Raw genomic sequence first — 19,469 nt, forward strand, 5'->3', positions numbered from 1 at the left:
GATCGGACGGAAAAGCCCGGTGCGGCCTGCCGCGGGCGCGCGGCCCCCGCCTAGCGTGGACGACGGCCCATGAGCGAGGGCCGGTGATCACCGAGCGGAAGGCCGTACGACGCATGCCGCAGCCCTTCGAACTCCCGCAGTTCTACGTGCCGTACCCGGCACGGCTCAACCCTCACCTGGAACGGGCGAGGGCGCATTCCAAGGCGTGGGCCCGCGAGATGGGGATGATCGAGGGCTCCGGGATCTGGGACGAGTCGGACTACGACGCCCACGACTACGCGCTGCTGTGCGCGTACACCCACCCCGACGCCCCGGGTCCCGAACTCGACCTGGTCACCGACTGGTACGTGTGGGTGTTCTTCTTCGACGACCACTTCCTCGACATCTTCAAGCGCAGCCAGGACATGCCGGGCGCGAAGGCGTATCTGGACCGGCTGCCCGCCTTCATGCCGGTGGACCCCGGGCAGCCGGTGCCCGAGCCGACCAATCAGGTGGAGGCGGGGCTCGCCGACCTGTGGGCGCGCACGGTCCCGACGATGTCGCAGGACTTCCGCGAGCGCTTCCACGAGAGCACGTACTACCTGCTGGAGGAGTCCCTCTGGGAGCTGTCCAACATCAACGCGGGCCGGGTGTCCAACCCGATCGAGTACATCGAGATGCGCCGCAAGGTGGGCGGCGCGCCCTGGTCGGCCAATCTGATCGAGCACGCGGCGGGCGCCGAGGTCCCGGCCAGGATCGCCGCGAGCCGCCCGATGCGGGTGCTGCGCGACTGCTTCGCCGACAGTGTGCACCTGCGCAACGACCTGTTCTCGTACCAGCGCGAGATCGAGGAGGAGGGCGAACTGTCCAACGCGGTGCTGGTGCTGGAGCGCTTCCTGCACCTGGGCCCGCAGCAGGCCGCGGACCGGGTCAACGACCTGCTCACCTCACGGCTGCACCAGTTCGAGCACACCGCGCTGACCGAAGTCGAGCCGCTGTTCGCGCGGTTCGCGGTGACCCCGCAGGAACGGCTCGGCGTCTTCGCGTACGTCAAGGGCTTGCAGGACTGGCAGTCCGGCGGCCATGAGTGGCACCTGCGCTCAAGCCGGTACATGAACGGCGCGGACGCCGGGTCGCGCGGGGTGCGCCCGGGCCTCGGCGACGGCGCCTTCGGCGGCCCGACGGGGCTGGGCACCTCGGCCGCGCACATCCTGGGGTCGCTGGCCGCCACACTCCCGCAGCGCGCCCGTTCCTTCGGCCACGTCCCGTACCGGCCGAGCGCGGACGTGCGGCGGGCGGAGATCACGATGCCGTTCGCGACCACGCTCAGCCCGCATCTGGACGGCGCCCGGCGGCACAACATGGAGTGGGGCCGCGCGATGGGCATGCTCGACGCCGAACCGGGCTTCCCGGTCCCCGGCGGCCTGTGGAACGCGCGCAAGCTCGCCGACTACGACTTCGCGCTGTGCGCGGCCGGCATCCATCCGGCGGCCACGCCCGAGCAGTTGGACCTCACCACCGACTGGCTGACCTGGGGCACCTACGGGGACGACTACTACCCGCTGGTCTTCGGCAGGTCCGCCGACGGCGGCGCCGCGGCGCGGGCGGCCACCGACCGGTTCACGCTGTTCATGCCGCTGGACGGCGAGCCCGCGCCGGCGCCGGTGACCGCGCTGGAACGGGGCCTGGCCGATCTGTGGCGGCGCACCGCGCGACCGATGACGCCCGACGCGCGCCGCCGGTTCCGTACCGCCGTCGAGGACATGTGCGAGAGCTGGCTGTGGGAGGTGGCCAATCAGAAGCAGAACCGGGTGCCGGATCCGGTCGACTACATCGAGATGCGCCGGCAGACCTTCGGCTCGGACCTGACGATGAGCCTGTCCCGGATCGGCCACGGCAACGCGCTGCCGGACGCGGTCTACCGCTCCCGGCCGGTGCAGTCCATGGAGGTGGCCGCCGCCGACTACGCCTGCCTGCTCAACGACGTGTTCTCCTACCGCAAGGAGATCGAGTTCGAGGGCGAGATCCACAACGCGGTGCTGGTCGTGCGGAATTTCCTGGACTGCACGCCGCAGGAGGCGATGGATGTCGTCGGCGATCTGATGGCCGCGCGGATGCAGGAGTTCCAGCACATCACCGAGACCCAGCTGCCCACGCTCTTCGAGGAGTTCGCACTCGACGAGGCGGCCCGCGAGACGCTGCTCGGCTATGCGCAGGAGCTGCGCGACTGGCTGGCGGGCATCCTCACCTGGCACGAGGGCTGCCACCGCTACGAAGAGGCCACGCTGCTGCGGGACTTCCCGCACGCGGCCGCCGCCCTGCCGCGGCAGGCGACGCCCGCACTGCCCTGGGGCACCCCCGCGGGCCTGGGTACCGTCGCGGCCCGGCTGCCGTCCCTGCTGCGGTCGGCCGCCCGGTAGCAGGACCGGCGGCGGAGACGGACGGCGGCGGGATCAGTAGCGGTAGGGGTCGTACGGATCGGCGTACTGCTCCTGCTGCTGGTCCTGCTGCTGCTCGTACGGCGACTGGTACTGCTGCTGCGGGATGTACGGCTGCGCCTGCGGCTCGTTCTGCTGCGGGTACGGGTAGCCGTACGGGTCGCTGCCGGCCGGCTGCTGCTGGTATCCGTAGCCGTAGCCGTCGGTGCCGCCCGCCGGGGTGTCGTAGCCGTAGGAGGCGGCGGCGGGCTCCTGGTAGGCGCCCGGGTCGTAGCCGTACTCGTGGCCGCCCCAGCCGGACTGGCCGCCGGGGTCCGACGGGTCCGTGCGGTCGTAGCCGTCGCCGCCGAAGCCGCCGGAGCCGTCACTGCCGTAGGAGGCGGCCGCGGGCTGGGGTTCGCCGCCCCAGCCGGCGTAGCCCTGGGCGCCGTAGCCCTCGTAGCCGCCGCTGGTGTACGGGTCGGGGGTGTACGAGGACTGGCCGTCGTAGAGCGGGTATTCGCCGCTGTCGTCGTGCATCGGGACGGCTTGGTAGACCTGCGTCGAGGGGTCGAGCGGCGGCCGCGCGCCGAACACGTCGGGCTCGTCCGCGTCGAGTTCGTCCACCGGGCCGCCCGGCTGCCCGGCGGCGAATTCCGCGCCCTGCCCGGCGCCGTACTCCGCCTCGACCGGGCTGACCTCCAGCACCGGTTCGGACACCCCGCCGCCGCGCTTGCGGCGGCGGCTGGAGCCCGGCCGGCCGCCCAGCGCCCAGCCGGTGGAGAAGCCGCGCTTGTAGGAGAGCGTCACGAAGGACTGGCCGGTGCCGAAGGCGAGCGCGCCGAGGACGATGATGATCACATCGCGCTGGTAGACGCCGACGACCACACCGAGGAATCCGGCGAAGGCCAGCAGCCGCCAGCGCAGCCGCGCCTTGTACTGGAGCAGCACCTCGCCGAGCAGCCACAGCGCGACGATGCCGAACGCGAGGTACAGCACCGAGTAGCCCATGCGCCCACTTCCTTAACCGGCTGGAGCCGACTCTACCGAGGCCGTCACGTCCGCTGGTGCAGACCGAGGTTCTGGTAGATCTCCAGCGATGCGGTGGAGTGGTTAAGAGTAATGAAGTGCAGCCCCGGAATGTCCTCGGCCATCAGCCGGCGGCACATCTCGGTGGCGAACTCGATGCCGATCGCCCGTACCCCGGCCGGGTCGTCCTGCACCGCCAGGATGCGTTCGGCCAGGTCGGGCGGGAAGGGCGCGTTGCCGAGCTGCGAGAAGCGCTCGATCTGCCGGACATTGGTGACCGGCATGATCTCGGGGATGATCGGGGTGCTGCACCCGGCCGCGTCGACCCGGTCGCGCAGCCGCAGGTAGTCGTCGGCGTCGAAGAACATCTGCGTGATGGCGAAGTCGGCGCCCGCACGGCACTTGTCGAGGAAGTGGCGCGTGTCGGCGGCGGGGTCGGTGGAGCGCGGGTGCATCTCGGTGAAGGCCGCCACACCGACGCAGAAGTCCCCGGAGTCCTTGATCAGTTCGACCAGCTCGGCCGCGTAGGTCAGGCCCTGCGGGTGCGGGACCCACTCGGCGAGCGGGTCGCCGGGCGGGTCGCCGCGCACCGCGAGGATGTTGCGGATACCGGCGTCGGCGTACTGCCCGATGATGTTGCGCAGTTCGGCGACCGAGTGGTTGACGGCGGTCAGGTGCGCGCACGGGGTGAGCGTGGTGTCGGAGACGATCCGGTCGGTGGCGCGGACGGTGCCCTCGCGGGACGAGCCGCCGGCGCCGTAGGTCACCGAGACGAAGGTCGGGCCGACCGCCTCGATCCGGCGGATCGCGTTCCACAGGGTCCGCTCGCCCTTGTCCGTCCGGGGCGCGGCGAATTCGAACGAGTACGAGCGTTCGCCGCGCGCGAGCAGTTCACGGATCGTGATCGCCCGGTCGGTGCGTGTGGAAGGTGTCCCCAAGGCCATATGTGCAGGCTAGCCCGGTGCGGCGACGGTCCGTAACCGGACGGGCCGATATGACCGGCTACGTCCATATCCCGGCCATCGACCGTCCACACCTTGGACACCGGGCGCCGTCGCGGACCGTGTTCCCGGCTCCGCGGTCAGCCGAGGGCGGCGCGCAGCGCCGTGGCGGCCGCCGCCGGGTCGTCGGCCTCGGTGATGGCGCGGACGACGACGATTCGGCGGGCGCCCGCGGCCACCACCTCGTGGACGGTGTCCAGGTCGATGCCGCCGATGGCGAACCAGGGGCGGTCGGTGCCGAGCCCGGCCGCGTACCGCACGAGGCCGAGGCCGGGCGCGGGGCGGCCCGGTTTGGTGGGTGTGGGCCACACCGGTCCCGTGCAGAAGTAGTCCACGCCGGGCTGCCCGGCCGCCGCCGCCACTTCCGACTCGGCGTGGCAGGAGCGGCCGATCAGCACGTCGTCGCCGAGGATCGCGCGGGCGGCCGTCACCGGCAGGTCGTCCTGGCCGAGGTGGAGGACGTCCGCGCCTGCGGCGTGCGCCACGTCGGCCCGGTCGTTGACCGCGAGCAGCTTGCCGTGCCTGCGGCAGGCGGCCGCGAGCACGGCGAGCGCCGCCAGCTCCTCCGCCGCCTCGATGCCCTTGTCCCGGAGCTGGATGACGTCCACCCCGCCGGCCAGTGCCGCGTCCGCGAAGTCGGCCAGGTCGCCGCGCCCGGCCCTGGCGTCGGTGCACAGGTAGAGGCGGGCGGCGGCGAGCCGGGCGCGGGCGGAGCCCGGGACGGCGGCGGGTGTGGTCGTCATACGGGCTCCCCCTGCGGTGCGTGAGCGGGCTACACGGCGAGCGCCTGGGCGCGGCGCTTCACCTCGGTCCCGCGATTCTCGCGCAGGGCCCGCGCGGGGGTGCCCGGCAGGGTCGGGTCCTCCGTGAAAAGCCACTCCAGGGCCTCTTCGTCGGAGAATCCGTCGTCCTTGAGCACGGTGAGGGTGCCGGACAGGCCCTTGGTGATGGCGCCGTCGCCGATGAAGTCCGCGGGCACCATCAGGGCCTTGTTCTCACCGCGGCGGACCGCGAGGAGCTGGCCCTCCTTGATGAGCGGGCGGATCCGGGTGATGTCGAGTCCGAGCCGCTCGGCGACCTCGGGCAGCGTGAGCCACTCGGGGACCAGAGCGTCAATGTGTGCGTCAACCGACGAGAAAACAGTCACAGGACAAGGGTGCCACCCGGCACCGACAACCGCTGCGGCACTGCGCCCGTTCGCGCGACCGCCGCGTCACCGCTCGCCGCTCGCCGCACGGCATCCGGCCCACCGCCGGTACTCCGGGCGACCGGCTCCCGGCTCCCGACCCGGCGACCGCCCCGGCTCAGCGCACCGCCGACTTGAGCTGCACCGCCGGGTCGGCGGTCAGCGCCGGGTCGAGCGGCGCCGCGCGGGCGATCAGCTTGCGGGCCTGCGCCAGGTCGCGCGGCCGGTCCACGGCCAGCAGCGCCGTCAGGGCGCCGTCGCGCAGCCACACCGCCGACCAGGCGGCACTGCCCGGGTCGCCGCGCAGCAGCATCGTGTCGGTGCCGGTGTGGTGGCCCGCGTACTGCACGAAACGGCCGAACTGCTCGGACCAGAAGTACGGCACCGGGTCGTACGCCTCGTCGCCGCCGATCACGTTCGCGGCGGCGGTGCGCGGGCCCTGCACCGCGTTGTCCCAGTGGTGGATCAGCAGCCGCTCGCCGTAGCGCGCCGAGGGGAAGGACGCGCAGTCGCCGACCGCGTACACATCAGGGGCCGTGGTGCGCAGCCGGTCGTCGGCCAGCACCGCGCCGTCCGCGCCCAGGTCCACGCCGGAACCGGCCAGCCAGCCGGTCGCCGGCCGCGCGCCGATGCCGACCACGACGGCCGCGGCCGGCAGCCTGGTGCCGTCGGCCAGCACCGCGGCGCCCGGTTCCAGCGCGGCGACGGCGGTACCGGTCAGCAGCCGCACCCCGGCCTCGCCGTACCAGCCGCGCATATGGCCGGTAATGGTCGCGGGCAGCGCCCCGGCCAGCGGGCGGTCCGCGGCCTCCACCACGGTCACCTCGCAGCCGGCCTGCCGGGCCGCGGTGGCGAATTCGGCGCCGATCCAGCCCGCGCCGACCACCACGACGTCCGCGCGGGCGTCCAGCACCGGGCGCAGCGCCGCCGCGTCGTCGAGGGTGCGCAGCAGGTGCACTCCGGGCAGGCCGGCCGTGCCGGGCAGCGGTACGGGGAAGGCGCCGGTCGCCAGCACGAGGCGGTCGTAGCGCAGCACGCCCCGGTCGGTGACGACCTCGTGGTCCGCGCCGCGCAGCGCGTGCGCCCGTACGCCGAGCAGGAGTTGGACGTCCAGCGCGGCGAAGTCCACGTCGAAGCGCACATCGGGCTCCGCGTCAGCCGGGCCCAGCAGCACCGCCTTCGACAACGGCGGCCGGTCGTACGGCGGATGCGGTTCGTCCCCGACCAGCACGATGCCGTCCCGCCAGCCCTGCTCGCGCAGGCAGACCGCCGTCTGCACCCCGGCCATCCCGGCCCCGACAATCACGACGTCGCTCATCCGACGCACGTTATCCGGTAGCCGCCGCCGGGCCCCACCGGCCCGCCGGTCGCGGTACCCGCCGCCGGGCGGCGGGGTTAGGGTGGTCCCGCCAGAGAACACGCGGGAGCCCGGACGCACCGGGCTGAGAGGGCGGCTGACCGGCCGCCGACCGTACGAACCTGATCCGGGTCATGCCGGCGAAGGGAGGGCGGTATTCGATGGGGTGTCCCGGGGATTCCGTATCTGTGTCCATGTCCATGTCCGGGGCTGTGTCCGCGTCCGCGTCTGCGTCCGCGCGGGGCGGGACGTACGACGTGCTCGTCGTGGGCGGCGGTGTCATCGGTCTTGTGACGGCGTGGCGGGCCGCGCAGCGCGGGCTGCGGGTGGCCGTGGCCGATCCGGAACCGGGCGGCGGGGCCGCGCGGGTGGCGGCCGGGATGCTGGCCGCGGTGACCGAACTGCAGTACGGCGAGCAGACGTTGCTCGATCTGAATCTGGCGTCGGCGCGGCGCTATCCGGACTTCGCGGCCGAGGTGACCGCGGCCACCGGCCTCGACGTCGGTTTCCGCGCGTGCGGCACGCTCGCCGTCGCCCTGGACGCGGACGACCGGGCGCACCTGCGCGACCTGCACGCCTTCCAGACCTCGCTGGGCCTGCCGTCGGAGTGGCTGAGCGGCCGGGACTGCCGCCGTCTGGAGCCGATGCTCGCGCCGGGCGTACGCGGCGGGCTGCGGGTGGACGGCGACCACCAGGTCGACCCGCGGCGGCTGGCGACGGCGCTGCTGCGGGCGGCGGAGCTGGCCGGGGTGCGCGTGCACCGCTCGGCGGTGGCGCGGGTGACGGTCGCGCACGGCCGGGCCACGGGCGCCGTGCTGGCCGACGGCACCGCCCTGGCCGCGGGCCGCACCGTCCTGGCGGCGGGCAGCAGCAGCGGCCGGATCGAAGGCGTCCCTGAGTCCGCGCTGCCGCCGGTCCGCCCGGTGAAGGGGCAGATCCTGCGGCTGCGCGTCCCGCCCGGGCACGCGCCCTTCCTGTCCCGTACGGTCCGGGCCGTCGTCCGCGGCAGCCATGTCTATCTCGTGCCGCGCGAGAACGGGGAGCTGGTGCTCGGCGCGACCAGCGAGGAGTGCGGCTGGGACACCACGGTGACCGCCGGCGGCGTCTACGAACTGCTGCGCGACGCGCACGAGTTGGTGCCCGGCATCACGGAACTGCCGCTCACCGAGACGCTGGCCGGGCTGCGGCCCGGCTCCCCCGACAACGCGCCGCTGCTCGGACGCACCGCGCTGGACGGCCTGCTGCTGGCCACCGGGCACCACCGCAACGGCGTGCTGCTCACCCCGGTGACCGGCGAGATCATGGCGGAGCTGCTGGTCACCGGTGAACTGCCGGGGTATGCGCGGCCGTTCGCCGCCTCCCGGTTCACCGCTTCGTCCCCGGTGCGCGAGGAGCAGACCGTATGACCGGCACGACCATCACCGTCAAGGTCAACGGCGAGGAGCGCGCGGTGTCGGCGCCGCTCGCCCTCGACGCCCTGGTCGCGGGCCACACCCGCGCCACCTCCGGCGTCGCCGCCGCGCTCAACGAGACGGTCGTCCCCCGAACGCGCTGGGCGGCGACGCCGCTGTCCGACGGCGACCGGGTGGAGATCCTGACCGCCGTGCAGGGGGGCTGAGCGATGACGCCCACCGCGGACACGGTCGGGGTGGACGATCCGCTGCGGATCGGGGACACGGTCTTCTCGTCGCGGCTGATCATGGGGACCGGCGGGGCGCCGAGCCTGGAGGTGCTGGAGCAGGCGCTGCTCGCCTCCGGTACGGAGCTGACGACGGTCGCGATGCGGCGGCTCGACCCCACCACCAAGGGGTCCGTGCTGTCGGTGCTGCGCCGGCACGGGATCCGGGTGCTGCCCAACACCGCGGGGTGCTTCACGGCCGGCGAGGCCGTGCTCACCGCGCGGCTGGCGCGGGAGGCGCTGGGCACCGACTGGGTGAAGCTGGAAGTCATCGCGGACGAGCGGACGTTGCTGCCCGATCCGGTCGAACTGCTCGAAGCGGCCGAGACGCTGGTGGACGACGGCTTCACCGTGCTGCCGTACACCAACGACGATCCGGTGCTCGCGCGCAAGCTGGAGGATGTGGGGTGCGCGGCGATCATGCCGCTCGGGGCGCCGATCGGGTCGGGGCTCGGGATTCGCAACCCGCACAATTTTCAGCTCATCGTGGAGCGGGCCGGCGTCCCGGTCGTCCTCGACGCGGGGGCCGGTACGGCGTCCGACGCCGCTCTCGCCATGGAGTTGGGGTGCGACGCGGTCATGCTCGCCTCGGCCGTGACGCGGGCGCAGCGGCCCGCGGTCATGGCCTCGGCGATGCGGCACGCCGTGGCCGCGGGCCGTCTCGCGGCCCTCGCGGGCCGCATCCCCCGCCGCCACTTCGCCCTCGCCTCCTCTCCTGCGGAGGGCTTGCCGAACCTGGACCCGGAACACCCGGCCTTCTGACCCGCACGCCGCGGGGGCCTGACCCCCTGTCGGGGGGTGCGTGAGGTCTCCTGCGGAGTGCGGGAGTCATGTTTTTAGGGGCGCGGGGAACTGCGCGCTCAGCCCCCACCGGCCCGGTGGTCGCAAAACAACAGCGTCTGCCCCGCTGGGGGCGGTCTTTCGCCTGAAGGCGCGCTACGGCTGGCCGCGCAGTTCCCCGCGCCCCTAACGGGGCACCCTCCTCCGCTGCGTGCGGGTAACGGAAATGTTGCGAAGGCCACGGGTACGGTACAGAGCGGGCGCGTACCGCCGATCGGGGCATTACGGCCTCGTAGAATCGGCGATCGTGGACACGACCGTGCAGGACCCGCTCGTCGGGCAGACGCTCGACCGCCGTTATCGGGTCGAGGCGCGCATCGCGGTGGGGGGCATGGCCACGGTGTACCGGGCCATGGACACCCGCCTGGACCGGGTGCTCGCCCTGAAGGTGATGCACCCGGCGCTGGCGACCGACACCGGCTTCGTCGAGCGCTTCATCCGTGAGGCCAAAGCCGTGGCCAAGCTGGCGCACCCGAATGTCGTCGGGATGTTCGACCAGGGCGCCGACGGCACGTACGTGTATCTGGCGATGGAGTACGTGGCGGGCTGCACGCTGCGCGACGTGCTGCGCGAGCGCGGCGCGCTCCAGCCGCGGGCGGCACTGGACATCGTGGAGCCGGTGCTCGCGGCGCTGGGCGCGGCCCACCGCGCCGGGCTGATCCACCGCGACATGAAGCCCGAGAATGTGCTGATCGGCGACGACGGCCGGGTGAAGGTCGCCGACTTCGGCCTGGTCAGGGCGGTGGACACGCAGACCAGCGCGTCCACCGGATCACTGCTGGGCACCGTGTCCTATCTGGCGCCGGAACAGATCGGGCACGGCGCGGTCGACCAGCGCACGGACGTGTACGCCTGCGGTGTCGTGCTGTACGAGATGCTCACCGGGCGGAAGCCGTACGACGGGACGACGCCTGCGCAGGTGATGTTCCAGCACCTGAACGAGGACGTGCCCGCGCCGTCCGCCGCGGTGCCGGGGATCGCGGCGGGCCTGGACGCGCTGGTCGCGCGGGCGACGTGCCGCGACCCGCAGGGCCGGCCCGCGGACGCCGTGGACCTGCTCGCGGAGGTCCGCGAGGTGCGCGCGTCGCTGAGCCGGGCGCAGTTGGACAACGAGCCGGGGCCCGCGGACACCATCGGCGAGATGAGCGGCGCGGGTTCCGAGGACCCGACGAGCGTGGTGAGCCGCCCGGCGACGGCCTTCGCGTCCGAGCCGCCGCCCGCGGCGCCCGCACGGACCTCACCGCCCCCGCAGCCGCCGGACGGCGGCCTGAACCGTACGAGCCGGCTGCTGCTGCCGCCCCCGCCGCCGGACGAACCCCCTGGTGTGCCGCCCGGCGCGCCCCGCGGGAAGGCCCGCGGCAGGCGCGGCCCGCTGGCCGTCCTGCTGGTGCTGCTCGTGGTGCTGGGGGTCGGCGCGGGCGCCTGGTACATCGTCGACGGGCAGTTCACGAAGGTGCCCGCGGTGCTGGCGCTGCCGCAGGCGCAGGCGGAGAAGAAGCTCGACGCGGCCGGGCTGCGCGCGAAGGTGACGCAGGACTTCTCGATCACGGTGCCGCGCGGCGAGGTGATCTCCACCGATCCCGGTCCCGGCAAGCGGATCCGCAGCAACGGCACGGTGACGCTGACGGTGTCCAAGGGCCCGCAGCAGGTGCGGGTGCCCGATGTGCGCGGCCGGGCGCTGGCGGTGGCGCGCAAGGAGCTGAAGGACGCGGGGCTGACGCCCGGCACGGTGAAGCAGGACTTCAGCGAGGACGTGCCGCGCGGTCAGGTGGTCTCCACCGACCCGGCGGGCGGCATCCGGCGGTCGCCGGACACCCCGGTGGCGATCACCGTCTCGCGCGGCGCCCCGGTGGACGTGCCCGATGTGGTCGGCGACTCGGTGACCGACGCGCAGCAGGAGTTGCAGGACGCGGGCCTGAAGGTCGTGCTCGCACCGGAGAAGGTCTTCTCCGACGTCGCGGACAAGGACTCCGTCGCCACGGTCTCGCCGGAGGTCGGCACGCAGGTCGGCACCGGTGACACGGTGACGATCACCGTGTCCAAGGGGCAGCAGCAGTTCGACGTGCCGAAGGTGACGGGCAAGAAGAAGGACGAGGCCAAGCAGATCCTCCAGGACGCGGGCTTCGACGTCCGGGTGATCAGCGTGTTCTTCGGCGACACCGTCTTCAGCCAGTCCCCGGACGGCGGCGGCCAGGCCCCCAAGGGCGCCACGATCACCATCTGGGTGCGCTGACCGCGGTGCGGCGGCGCAATCCGGTGGGCAGCCACGTCCCGGTGGCGGGCGGCCTCGCGACCGTGGGTCTGGGGTACGCGGAGCGGATCGGCGCGGAGACCGTGCAGGTCTTCGCGGCCAATCCGCGCGGCTGGGCGACCCCGCCCGGCAGTCCGGCGCAGGACGAGGAATTCCGCGCCCGGTGCGCGGAGCTGGACCTGCCCGCGTACGTCCACGCGCCGTATCTGATCAACTTCGGCTCGCACACCGAGGCGACGGTGGACCGCTCGGTGGAGTCGCTGCGGCACTCGCTGCGCCGGGCGCGGGCGATCGGCGCGCTGGGCGTGGTGGTGCACACCGGTTCCGCGACCGGTGGCCGGAGCCGGGAGACGGCGCTGGCGCAGGTACGGGAGCGGCTGCGGCCGCTGCTGGACGAGCTGACGCACGACGACGACCCGTGGCTGCTGCTGGAGCCGACGGCGGGCCAGGGCTCCTCGCTCTGTTCGCTGGTCGCGGACCTCGGCCCGTACATGGACGCGCTCGACCGGCACCCGCGTCTCGGGGTCTGCCTCGACACCTGCCACGCCTTCGCGGCCGGGCACGACATGGCCGCGCCCGGCGGGATGGCGGCGATGCTGGACGAGCTGACGGCGACGGCCGGGCCCGGCCGGCTGCGGCTGGTGCACGCCAACGGCAGCAAGGACGTGTGCGGGGCGCGCAAGGACCGGCACGCCAACATCGACGCGGGCCACCTGGGCGCCGAGCCCTTCCGTGAGCTGCTGCGGCACCCGGCGACCGAGGGTGTCCCGCTGGTCATCGAGACACCGGGCGGGCCCGAGGGCCACGCCGCGGACGTGAAACTGCTGAAGGAACTCCGCCGATAGGAATACCCCCTGGGGGTATGTGGTTGTGGCGGGTGCAAGGCACCGCACGCACTACCGGAGGACGGGGACATCCGATGTCGTACGAGCACGCGGCACACACCGCGCACACGGCGGACACCGCACACGAACACGGCCACAGGCACGAACACGGTCACGGCGCCGGGTCGAGTTGGGCGATGGCCGCCCAGGCCACGCTGCACTGCCTCACCGGCTGCGCCATCGGCGAGATCCTCGGCATGCTGATCGGTACGGCACTGGGCTGGGGCAATGTGCCGACGATGCTGCTGGCGATCGCGCTGGCCTTCGTCTTCGGCTACTCGCTCACCATGCGCGGTGTGCTGCGGGCCGGCCTTGACCTGCGGGCGGCGCTGAAGGTGGCGCTCGCCGCCGACACCGTCTCCATCGTCTTCATGGAGCTGGCCGACAACGGCACGATCCTGGTCTTCCCCGGCGCCATGGACGCCACCCTCGGCGACGCGCTGTTCTGGGTGAGCCTGGCACTGTCCTTCGTGGTGGCCTTCGCGGTCACCACCCCGGTGAACAAGTGGCTGATCGGACGGGGCAAGGGGCACGCGGTGGTACACCAGTACCACCACTGAGGCCCCCGGACGGCAGGGCGGCCCGGCGCTACAGTTCCGGGCCGTCGCCCGGCCCCTCCTGGTACGAATAGCGCTGCTCGGTCCAGGGGTCGCCGAGATTGTGGTAACCGCGTTCCTCCCAGAAGCCGCGGCGGTCCGCCGTCATGTACTCCACACCGCGGACCCATTTCGGGCCCTTCCACGCGTAGAGGCCCGGGACGACGAGGCGGACCGGAAAGCCGTGTTCCGCGGTCAGGGGTTCGCCGCCCTTATGCGTGGCGAATATCGACTTGTCGTCGAGGAAGTCCTCGATCCGGATATTCGAGCTGTAGCCGTATTCGGCCCACACCATCACGTGGGTGACATCGTCGGCTGGCGGCGCCAGCTTCACCACGGTGTCGGTGGAAACCCCGCCCCATTCGATGCCGAGCATCGAGAACTTCGTGACGCAGTGGAAGTCGGCGATGACCGTGGCATACGGCAGCGCCGCGAACTCCGCGTGGTTCCAGCAGGTCTTGTCGCCGTCCGCGGTCGCGCCGAAGACCCGGAACTCCCAGCGGTCGGCCTTGAACCGCGGCACAGGACCGTAATGGGTGACCGGCCAGCCGCGCTGGATCCGCTGCCCGGGAGGAAGCTCCCCCGCATGACGTTCGGACCGGCCCATGTCTCCATGGTGACAGACCGGACGTGATGCTTCTGACCGGGTGGGTCCATTCCGGACATGCCGGACCTTACGTAAGCCTTCGCTTACTGGAACGAACCGTACGACCAGTGCAAAGATGCGCCGAACCTGTCGAACGAATGGAAGGGCGGCGTTGCCATGCAGGGCGACCCCGAGGTCATCGAGTTCCTCAACGAACAGCTGACCGCCGAGCTGACCGCGATCAACCAGTACTTCCTGCACGCGAAGATGCAGGAGAACTTCGGCTGGGTGAAGCTCGCGAAGTACACCCGGTCGGAGTCGTTCGACGAGATGAAGCACGCGGAGATCCTGACCGACCGGATCCTCTTCCTGGACGGGCTGCCGAACTACCAGCGGCTCTTCCACGTCCGGGTGGGCCAGACGGTCACCGAGATGTTCCAGGCGGACCGGCAGGTCGAGGTCGAGGCGATCGACCGCCTGCGGCGCGGCATCGAGGTCATGCGCGCCAAGGGCGACGCCACGTCGAAGAACATCTTCGAGTCGATCCTCGCGGACGAGGAGCACCACATCGACTACCTGGACACGCAGCTGGAGCTGATCGAGAAGCTCGGTGAGCCGCTGTACATCGCCCAGCTCATCGAGCAGCCGGAGTCCTGACCCCGGCTTCCCCCAAGACTCAGGCCGCTTCGGCCTCGGCGGCGATCCCGGTCTCGGCCACCACCCGCTCCGGCTCCGCGACGGCCGCCGGCATCGCCGCAAGGCGCTGCGCGGCGGCCGGGGCGGTGCGGGCGGGGGCGGCGCCGCGGCCGAGCAGGCCCTGGATGCGCTTGACGCAGGAACCGCAGTCGGTGCCCGCCTTGCAGGCGGAGGCGATCTGGCGCGGGGTGCAGCGGCCGTCGACGGCGTGCTGCTTGACCTGCTGTTCGGTGATGCCGAAGCAGGAGCAGACGTACACGCGGGTCACCGCCGATCCGGGGGGCTCAGGAGCTGAGGTTATCCTTACCTTACCCGGCGACCGCGGCCGGGAAAAGCGCCGAGGGGCGCGGATCGATGTGATCCGCGCCCCTCTCGCGTTCCGTCCCCCCGCAGGGGTCCGCGGCTACTGCCCGCGGTACATCTCGGCCACCAGGAAGGCCAGGTCGAGCGACTGGCTGCGGTTGAGCCGCGGGTCGCAGGCCGTCTCGTAGCGCTGGTGCAGGTCGTCCACGAAGATCTCGTCGCCGCCGCCGACGCACTCGGTGACGTCGTCACCGGTCAGCTCGACATGGATGCCGCCCGGGTGCGTACCCAGCGCGTGGTGCACCTCGAAGAAGCCCTTGACCTCGTCGAGCACGTCGTCGAAGCGCCGGGTCTTGTGCCCGGAGGCCGCCTCGAAGGTGTTGCCGTGCATCGGGTCGGAGACCCAGGCGACCTGCGCGCCCGAGGCGGTGACCTTCTCCACCAGCGTCGGCAGCTTGTCCCGGACCTTGTCCGCGCCCATCCGCACGATGAAGGTGAGCCGGCCGGGCTCGCGGTCCGGATCGAGCCGCTCGATGTAGGAGAGCGCCTCCTCCGGCGAGGTGCCGGGGCCGAGCTTCACACCGATCGGGTTGCGGATCCGGGAGGCGAACTCGATGTGCGCCCCGTCCAGCTGCCGGGTCCGCTCGCCGATCCACACCATGTGTCCCGACACGTCGTACAGCTGCCCGGTCCGCGAGTCGGTACGGGTCAGCGCCGTCTCGTAGTCGAGCAGCAGCGCCTCGTGCGAGGCGTAGAACTCGACGGTGCGGAATTCGGCCGGGTCGGTGCCGCAGGCCGCCATGAAGTTCAGCGCGTTGTCGATCTCGCGGGCCAGCGCCTCGTACCGCTGCCCGGACGGCGAGGACTTCACGAAGTCCTGGTTCCAGGCGTGCACCTGGCGCAGGTCGGCGTAACCGCCGGTGGTGAAGGCGCGCACCAGGTTCAGGGTGGAGGCGGACGCGTGGTACATCCGCTTGAGCCGCTCCGGGTCGGGGATCCGGGCCTCGGGGGTGAAGTCGAAGCCGTTGACCGAGTCGCCGCGGTAGGTCGGCAGCGTCACCCCGTCGCGGGTCTCGGTCGGCTTGGAGCGCGGCTTGCTGTACTGACCGGCGATCCGGCCGACCTTGACCACCGGCACCGAGGCCGCGTACGTGAGCACCGCTCCCATCTGGAGCAGCGTCTTCAGCTTGTTGCGGATCTGGTCGGCGCCGACGGCGTCGAACGCCTCGGCGCAGTCGCCGCCCTGGAGCAGGAACGCCTCACCCTTGGCCACAGCGGCCAGCCGGGAGCGCAGTTGGTCGCACTCCCCCGCGAAGACGAGCGGCGGATAGGAGGCGAGGTCGGCGATCACATCGCGCAGAGCCTCGGAGTCCGGCCACTCGGGCTGCTGCGCCGCGGGAAGAGAATGCCAGGTGTTGTCACCGGCGTGGATATCTGCGTTCACGGTCACGCGCCCCACATTACGGGGTCGCGCACCGTGCTTTTCGCCGCGCTCATGAAGTGAGACGGAACCGGAAGGAAAACGTCCGCCACGCCACGCCCACCCCGTGCGCCTCACGTACAACCATGTGCTGCTACCGTCGGTCCGTTTTCACATGGGGCGCGGGCCGATCGGCCCACGCCAAGGGGAGGGCGCGCGCTCGCGTGCCGAAATCACCGAGGGCTGCGCGTTGACACGTAGACACCGCCGGAAGAAATCACTCATCGCCTACGGAGCGGCCGGCGTCGTGCTGGCCTCCGTCGCCACCTACGGCACCATCGCCCTCGCGTCACCGTCGTCCGGGGACGCGACGGACGCGAAGGCGACCACCTCCAGCACCGCGCTGCAGAGCGACTTCGCCGCCGCGGCCGAGGAGTTCAAGGTCCCGCAGAGCGTGCTGATGGCCGTCTCGTACCAGCAGACGCTGTGGGAGGCGCACGACGGCGCGCCCAGCACCACCGGCGGCTACAACGTCATGGGGCTGACCCAGGTCGAGCCGGCGGACCTGGAGACGCCGACGACGGCGGACCGGCTCGCCGAGGTGAACCTCAGCGGCGACCCGGCGGTGACCAAGCACTTCAACGCCAACCGCGCGCTGAAGGCCAAGGACCCGGCCGCGGTCGACACCGACGACCCGCGGCTGCACACCCTGGACGCGGCGGCCAAGCTCACCGGCACCTCCACCGAGGACGTCAGGACCGACCGGCGGCAGAGCGTCCGGGCGGGCGCCGCGCTGCTGGCGCATTACGAGAAGGAGGCGACCGGCTCGCTGCCGGCCGACCCGGGCCAGTGGTACGCGGGCATCGCCCGCTACAGCCAGGCCACCGACACCCAGGGCGCGCAGCTCTTCGCGGAGCGGGTGCTCGGCTCGGTGAGGTCCGGCGTCTCCCGGGTCACCGCCGACGGCCAGACGCTGTCGCTGCCCGCCGACCCGGCGGTGCGGATCGTCAAGCCCGCCAAGGTGCCGGTGACGGCCGCTTACGCGAGCACCGCGGCCACCCCGACGCCGGAGTGCCCCGCCGCGCTGCACTGCACCTTCGACCCGGCCGGGTACGCCAAAGCCGGTTCCGCCGCGGACGACTTCGGCAACTACAACGTGTCGAACCGCCCGGCCAACGGCGAGGAAATCCGCTACATCGTCATCCACGACGCCGAGGGCACCTTCGCGGGCACCCTGTCGAGCTTCAAGGACGTGTCCCGGTACGCCAGCGCCCACTACGTGGTCGGCGGCCAGGGCCAGGTCGCGCAGGCCGTGCAGACCAAGGACGAGGCGTGGCACGCGGCCAACAAGACCGTGAACATGCACTCGGTCGGCATCGAGCACGAGGGCTACGCGATCAAGAACGGCCAGTGGGTCTCCGAGCAGGAGTACCAGTCCTCGGCGACGCTGGTGAAGTACCTGGCCGCGAAGTTCGACATCCCGCTGGACCGTGAGCACATCATCGGCCACGACGAGGTGCCGGGCGTGCTGGACAGCAACGTCAGCTCGCAGCACTGGGACCCGGGACCCTTCTGGGACTGGAACCACTACATGTCGCTGCTCGGCAAGCCGGACGGCGCCGGCGGCGCGGGCGGCCCGGTGAAGACCGGCCAGCTGGTGCGGATCGTCCCGCCGTACAGCACCGCGAACGAGCCGAAGCTGACCAGCGGCGGCAAGGCCGTCGCGGCGCAGCCCGCGAACTTCGTCTACCTGTACAACTCCCCGTCCACCACGGCGAGCCAGCCGACCGACCCGTACATCGGCACCGGCGTGCTGGCGACCGAGGGCTCCAACTGGTCGAACAAGGTCCCGGCGGGCGGCGCGTACGTCGTCGCGCAGGTGCAGACGGACTGGACGGCGATCTGGTACGGCGGCAAGAAGCTGTGGTTCCACAACCCGGGCGGGCAGTACACCTCGGTGCTGCCGGCGACCAGTGTGATCACGCCGAAGTCCGGTGCCGCCTCGATCCCGGTCTACGGCCGGGCGTATCCGGAGGACGCCGCGTACCCGGCGAACGTGCCGGTGCAGTCGCAGAACAACGCGTCGCTGACCAAGTACAGCGTGGCGTCCGGCCAGGCGTACGCGCAGGCGGGTCCGGAGAAGGCCGGCGACTACTGGTACGCGGGCACCTTCGCCGGCACCGCGCCCGGTGACCGCACCCTGGTCACGGGCACCTCGAACGTCTTCTACCCGATCCGCTACAACCACCGGATCGCCTGGGTGAAGGCGAGCGACGTCCAGCTGCACACCACCACCGCGCCCGACCCTGGCACCAACCGCTACAACCTGCTGGCCCGCGACAGCTCCGGCAACCTGTGGCAGTACCAGGGCACGGGCGGCGCGGCCGGCCCGTTCTACAGCAAGTTCAAGGTCGGCCCCGGCTGGAACGTCTACAACACCATCACCGCGATGACCGCGCTGCGCGCGGACGGCACCGGTGACGTGGTGGCCCGCGACACCTCCGGCAACCTCTGGTACTACCAGGGCAGCGGCAAGCCGTCCGGGCCGTTCAAGACGCGGCTGAAGACCGGCCCCGGCTGGAACGTCTACAACATCATCCTCGGCGCCCGGGACATCGACGGGGACGGCAAGGCCGATCTGATCGGCCGCGACAGCTCCGGCAACCTGTGGTTCTACAAGGGCACCGGGAACCCGGCGGCGCCGTTCGCCACCAAGGTGAAGATCGGCCCCGGCTGGAACATGTTCAACCTGCTGATCAGCACGGGCGACATCACCGGCGACGGCAAGCCCGACCTGATCGCCCGCGAACCGTCCGGCATGCTGTGGCTGTACACGGGCACCGGCAGCGCCACCAGCCCGTACGCCAAGCGGGTGCAGATCGGCCCGGGCTGGAACGCGTACAACACCATCGTCGGGGTCAGCGACCTCAACAACGACGGCAAGGGCGATGTGGTGGCCCGCGACGCGTCCGGCAACCTGTACTACTACCAGGGCCGGGGCACCGCGACCGGCGGTCCGTTCGCCGCCAAGGTGAAGATCGGCCCCGGCTGGAACGCGTACAACCTGCTGTTCTGACCACCCGTCGTGCGATAGGGTCGGCGGCATGACCGCGCCGACGATGTACCAGTCGCTGAACCAGAACTGGTGGTGGACCGCTCCTCCGGCGGCCCACTGATCGCGCGCACGACACTTCGCGAAGGCCGCCCCCAGGGGCGGCCTTCGGCGTTCTCCCGCCGGGCCGGCCG

Annotated in this window: 17 protein-coding genes and 1 riboswitch; of the genes, 9 read left to right on the forward strand and 8 right to left on the reverse strand. The window is 72.0% G+C overall.

Annotated elements, in window-relative coordinates:
- Nucleotides 1-113: 113 nt before the first annotated feature.
- A complete protein-coding gene (locus tag BM076_RS17780; protein ID WP_093714600.1) occupies nt 114-2,399 on the forward strand; it encodes a terpene synthase family protein in 2,286 nt (761 codons plus the stop codon).
- A 33-nt stretch (nt 2,400-2,432) separates the two neighbouring features.
- Here the strand turns inward: BM076_RS17780 and BM076_RS17785 are convergent, their stop codons facing one another.
- The 5 genes from BM076_RS17785 to BM076_RS17805 form a co-directional block, all read right to left on the reverse strand.
- Entirely contained in the window at nt 2,433-3,407 is a 975-nt protein-coding gene (locus BM076_RS17785) for a hypothetical protein (RefSeq protein ID WP_093714539.1), read from the reverse strand.
- Between the two features lie 44 nt (nt 3,408-3,451).
- Nucleotides 3,452-4,369 carry a methylenetetrahydrofolate reductase [NAD(P)H] gene (gene metF / locus BM076_RS17790; RefSeq protein ID WP_093714540.1) on the reverse strand — a complete coding sequence of 306 codons (918 nt, stop codon included), beginning with the start codon at nt 4,367-4,369 and terminating at the stop codon, nt 3,452-3,454.
- A gap of 137 nt (nt 4,370-4,506) precedes the next feature.
- On the reverse strand, nt 4,507-5,169 hold the full coding sequence (gene thiE, locus BM076_RS17795) for a thiamine phosphate synthase (RefSeq protein WP_093714541.1): 663 nt from the start codon (nt 5,167-5,169) through the stop codon (nt 4,507-4,509).
- 29 nt (nt 5,170-5,198) lie between these two features.
- Nucleotides 5,199-5,573 (reverse strand): Rv2175c family DNA-binding protein, encoded by a 375-nt coding sequence (locus BM076_RS17800; protein ID WP_093714542.1) that lies wholly within the window; start codon nt 5,571-5,573, stop codon nt 5,199-5,201.
- Nucleotides 5,574-5,730: 157 nt separating this feature from the next.
- The gene (locus BM076_RS17805; RefSeq protein ID WP_093714543.1) at nt 5,731-6,930 is read right to left on the reverse strand and encodes an NAD(P)/FAD-dependent oxidoreductase; all 1,200 of its coding nucleotides are present in this window, start codon (nt 6,928-6,930) and stop codon (nt 5,731-5,733) included.
- Nucleotides 6,931-7,022: 92 nt separating this feature from the next.
- Nucleotides 7,023-7,135: riboswitch (TPP riboswitch) on the forward strand.
- Nucleotides 7,136-7,163: 28 nt separating this feature from the next.
- Here BM076_RS17805 and thiO point away from each other — a divergent pair.
- The 6 genes from thiO (at nt 7,164) to BM076_RS17835 (ending at nt 13,182) form a co-directional block, all read left to right on the forward strand.
- Nucleotides 7,164-8,375 (forward strand): glycine oxidase ThiO, encoded by a 1,212-nt coding sequence (gene thiO / locus BM076_RS17810; protein WP_407640672.1) that lies wholly within the window; start codon nt 7,164-7,166, stop codon nt 8,373-8,375.
- The gene (gene thiS, locus BM076_RS17815) at nt 8,372-8,587 is read left to right on the forward strand and encodes a sulfur carrier protein ThiS (protein ID WP_177246487.1); all 216 of its coding nucleotides are present in this window, start codon (nt 8,372-8,374) and stop codon (nt 8,585-8,587) included. Before thiO ends, thiS begins: the two co-directional genes overlap by 4 nt.
- 3 nt (nt 8,588-8,590) lie before the next feature.
- On the forward strand, nt 8,591-9,409 hold the full coding sequence (locus BM076_RS17820; RefSeq protein ID WP_093714544.1) for a thiazole synthase: 819 nt from the start codon (nt 8,591-8,593) through the stop codon (nt 9,407-9,409).
- 325 nt (nt 9,410-9,734) lie between these two features.
- The gene (pknB, locus tag BM076_RS17825; protein WP_093714545.1) at nt 9,735-11,720 is read left to right on the forward strand and encodes a Stk1 family PASTA domain-containing Ser/Thr kinase; all 1,986 of its coding nucleotides are present in this window, start codon (nt 9,735-9,737) and stop codon (nt 11,718-11,720) included.
- 5 nt (nt 11,721-11,725) lie between these two features.
- Nucleotides 11,726-12,583 carry a deoxyribonuclease IV gene (locus BM076_RS17830; RefSeq protein ID WP_093714546.1) on the forward strand — a complete coding sequence of 286 codons (858 nt, stop codon included), beginning with the start codon at nt 11,726-11,728 and terminating at the stop codon, nt 12,581-12,583.
- A 74-nt stretch (nt 12,584-12,657) separates the two neighbouring features.
- Nucleotides 12,658-13,182: a DUF4396 domain-containing protein gene (locus BM076_RS17835; RefSeq protein ID WP_093714547.1), complete on the forward strand. Its 525-nt coding sequence runs from the start codon at nt 12,658-12,660 to the stop codon at nt 13,180-13,182.
- 28 nt (nt 13,183-13,210) lie between these two features.
- Here BM076_RS17835 and BM076_RS17840 read toward each other — a convergent pair whose 3' ends face one another.
- Nucleotides 13,211-13,825 carry a sulfite oxidase-like oxidoreductase gene (locus tag BM076_RS17840; RefSeq protein ID WP_093714548.1) on the reverse strand — a complete coding sequence of 205 codons (615 nt, stop codon included), beginning with the start codon at nt 13,823-13,825 and terminating at the stop codon, nt 13,211-13,213.
- A gap of 156 nt (nt 13,826-13,981) precedes the next feature.
- Between BM076_RS17840 and bfr the strand changes: the two genes are divergently transcribed.
- Nucleotides 13,982-14,461: a bacterioferritin gene (gene bfr / locus BM076_RS17845; RefSeq protein WP_093714549.1), complete on the forward strand. Its 480-nt coding sequence runs from the start codon at nt 13,982-13,984 to the stop codon at nt 14,459-14,461.
- A gap of 19 nt (nt 14,462-14,480) precedes the next feature.
- Here bfr and BM076_RS17850 read toward each other — a convergent pair whose 3' ends face one another.
- Both BM076_RS17850 and BM076_RS17855 read right to left on the reverse strand, forming a co-directional pair.
- Nucleotides 14,481-14,768: a (2Fe-2S)-binding protein gene (locus BM076_RS17850; protein ID WP_177246488.1), complete on the reverse strand. Its 288-nt coding sequence runs from the start codon at nt 14,766-14,768 to the stop codon at nt 14,481-14,483.
- Nucleotides 14,769-14,903: 135 nt separating this feature from the next.
- Complete coding sequence (locus tag BM076_RS17855; RefSeq protein ID WP_093714550.1) at nt 14,904-16,253, reverse strand: class II 3-deoxy-7-phosphoheptulonate synthase; 1,350 nt, start codon at nt 16,251-16,253, stop codon at nt 14,904-14,906.
- A 280-nt stretch (nt 16,254-16,533) separates the two neighbouring features.
- Between BM076_RS17855 and BM076_RS17860 the strand changes: the two genes are divergently transcribed.
- Nucleotides 16,534-19,299 (forward strand): N-acetylmuramoyl-L-alanine amidase, encoded by a 2,766-nt coding sequence (locus tag BM076_RS17860; RefSeq protein ID WP_245796124.1) that lies wholly within the window; start codon nt 16,534-16,536, stop codon nt 19,297-19,299.
- Nucleotides 19,300-19,469 lie beyond the last annotated feature (170 nt).

Origin of the sequence: Actinacidiphila alni, assembly GCF_900112845.1 — a bacterium.
GTDB classification, from domain to species: Bacteria; Actinomycetota; Actinomycetes; order Streptomycetales; family Streptomycetaceae; genus Actinacidiphila; species Actinacidiphila alni.

What these genes read in the sequence shown, in the direction of transcription:
- BM076_RS17780 (WP_093714600.1), top strand. Translation starts at nt 114, where the DNA reads ATGCCGCAGCCCTTCGAACTCCCGCAGTTCTACGTGCCGTACCCGGCA.
- BM076_RS17785 (WP_093714539.1), bottom strand. Translation starts at nt 3,407, where the DNA reads ATGGGCTACTCGGTGCTGTACCTCGCGTTCGGCATCGTCGCGCTGTGG.
- metF (WP_093714540.1), bottom strand. Translation starts at nt 4,369, where the DNA reads ATGGCCTTGGGGACACCTTCCACACGCACCGACCGGGCGATCACGATC.
- thiE (WP_093714541.1), bottom strand. Translation starts at nt 5,169, where the DNA reads ATGACGACCACACCCGCCGCCGTCCCGGGCTCCGCCCGCGCCCGGCTC.
- BM076_RS17805 (WP_093714543.1), bottom strand. Translation starts at nt 6,930, where the DNA reads ATGAGCGACGTCGTGATTGTCGGGGCCGGGATGGCCGGGGTGCAGACG.
- thiO (WP_407640672.1), top strand. Translation starts at nt 7,164, where the DNA reads ATGTCCATGTCCGGGGCTGTGTCCGCGTCCGCGTCTGCGTCCGCGCGG.
- thiS (WP_177246487.1), top strand. Translation starts at nt 8,372, where the DNA reads ATGACCGGCACGACCATCACCGTCAAGGTCAACGGCGAGGAGCGCGCG.
- BM076_RS17820 (WP_093714544.1), top strand. Translation starts at nt 8,591, where the DNA reads ATGACGCCCACCGCGGACACGGTCGGGGTGGACGATCCGCTGCGGATC.
- BM076_RS17835 (WP_093714547.1), top strand. Translation starts at nt 12,658, where the DNA reads ATGTCGTACGAGCACGCGGCACACACCGCGCACACGGCGGACACCGCA.
- BM076_RS17840 (WP_093714548.1), bottom strand. Translation starts at nt 13,825, where the DNA reads ATGGGCCGGTCCGAACGTCATGCGGGGGAGCTTCCTCCCGGGCAGCGG.
- bfr (WP_093714549.1), top strand. Translation starts at nt 13,982, where the DNA reads ATGCAGGGCGACCCCGAGGTCATCGAGTTCCTCAACGAACAGCTGACC.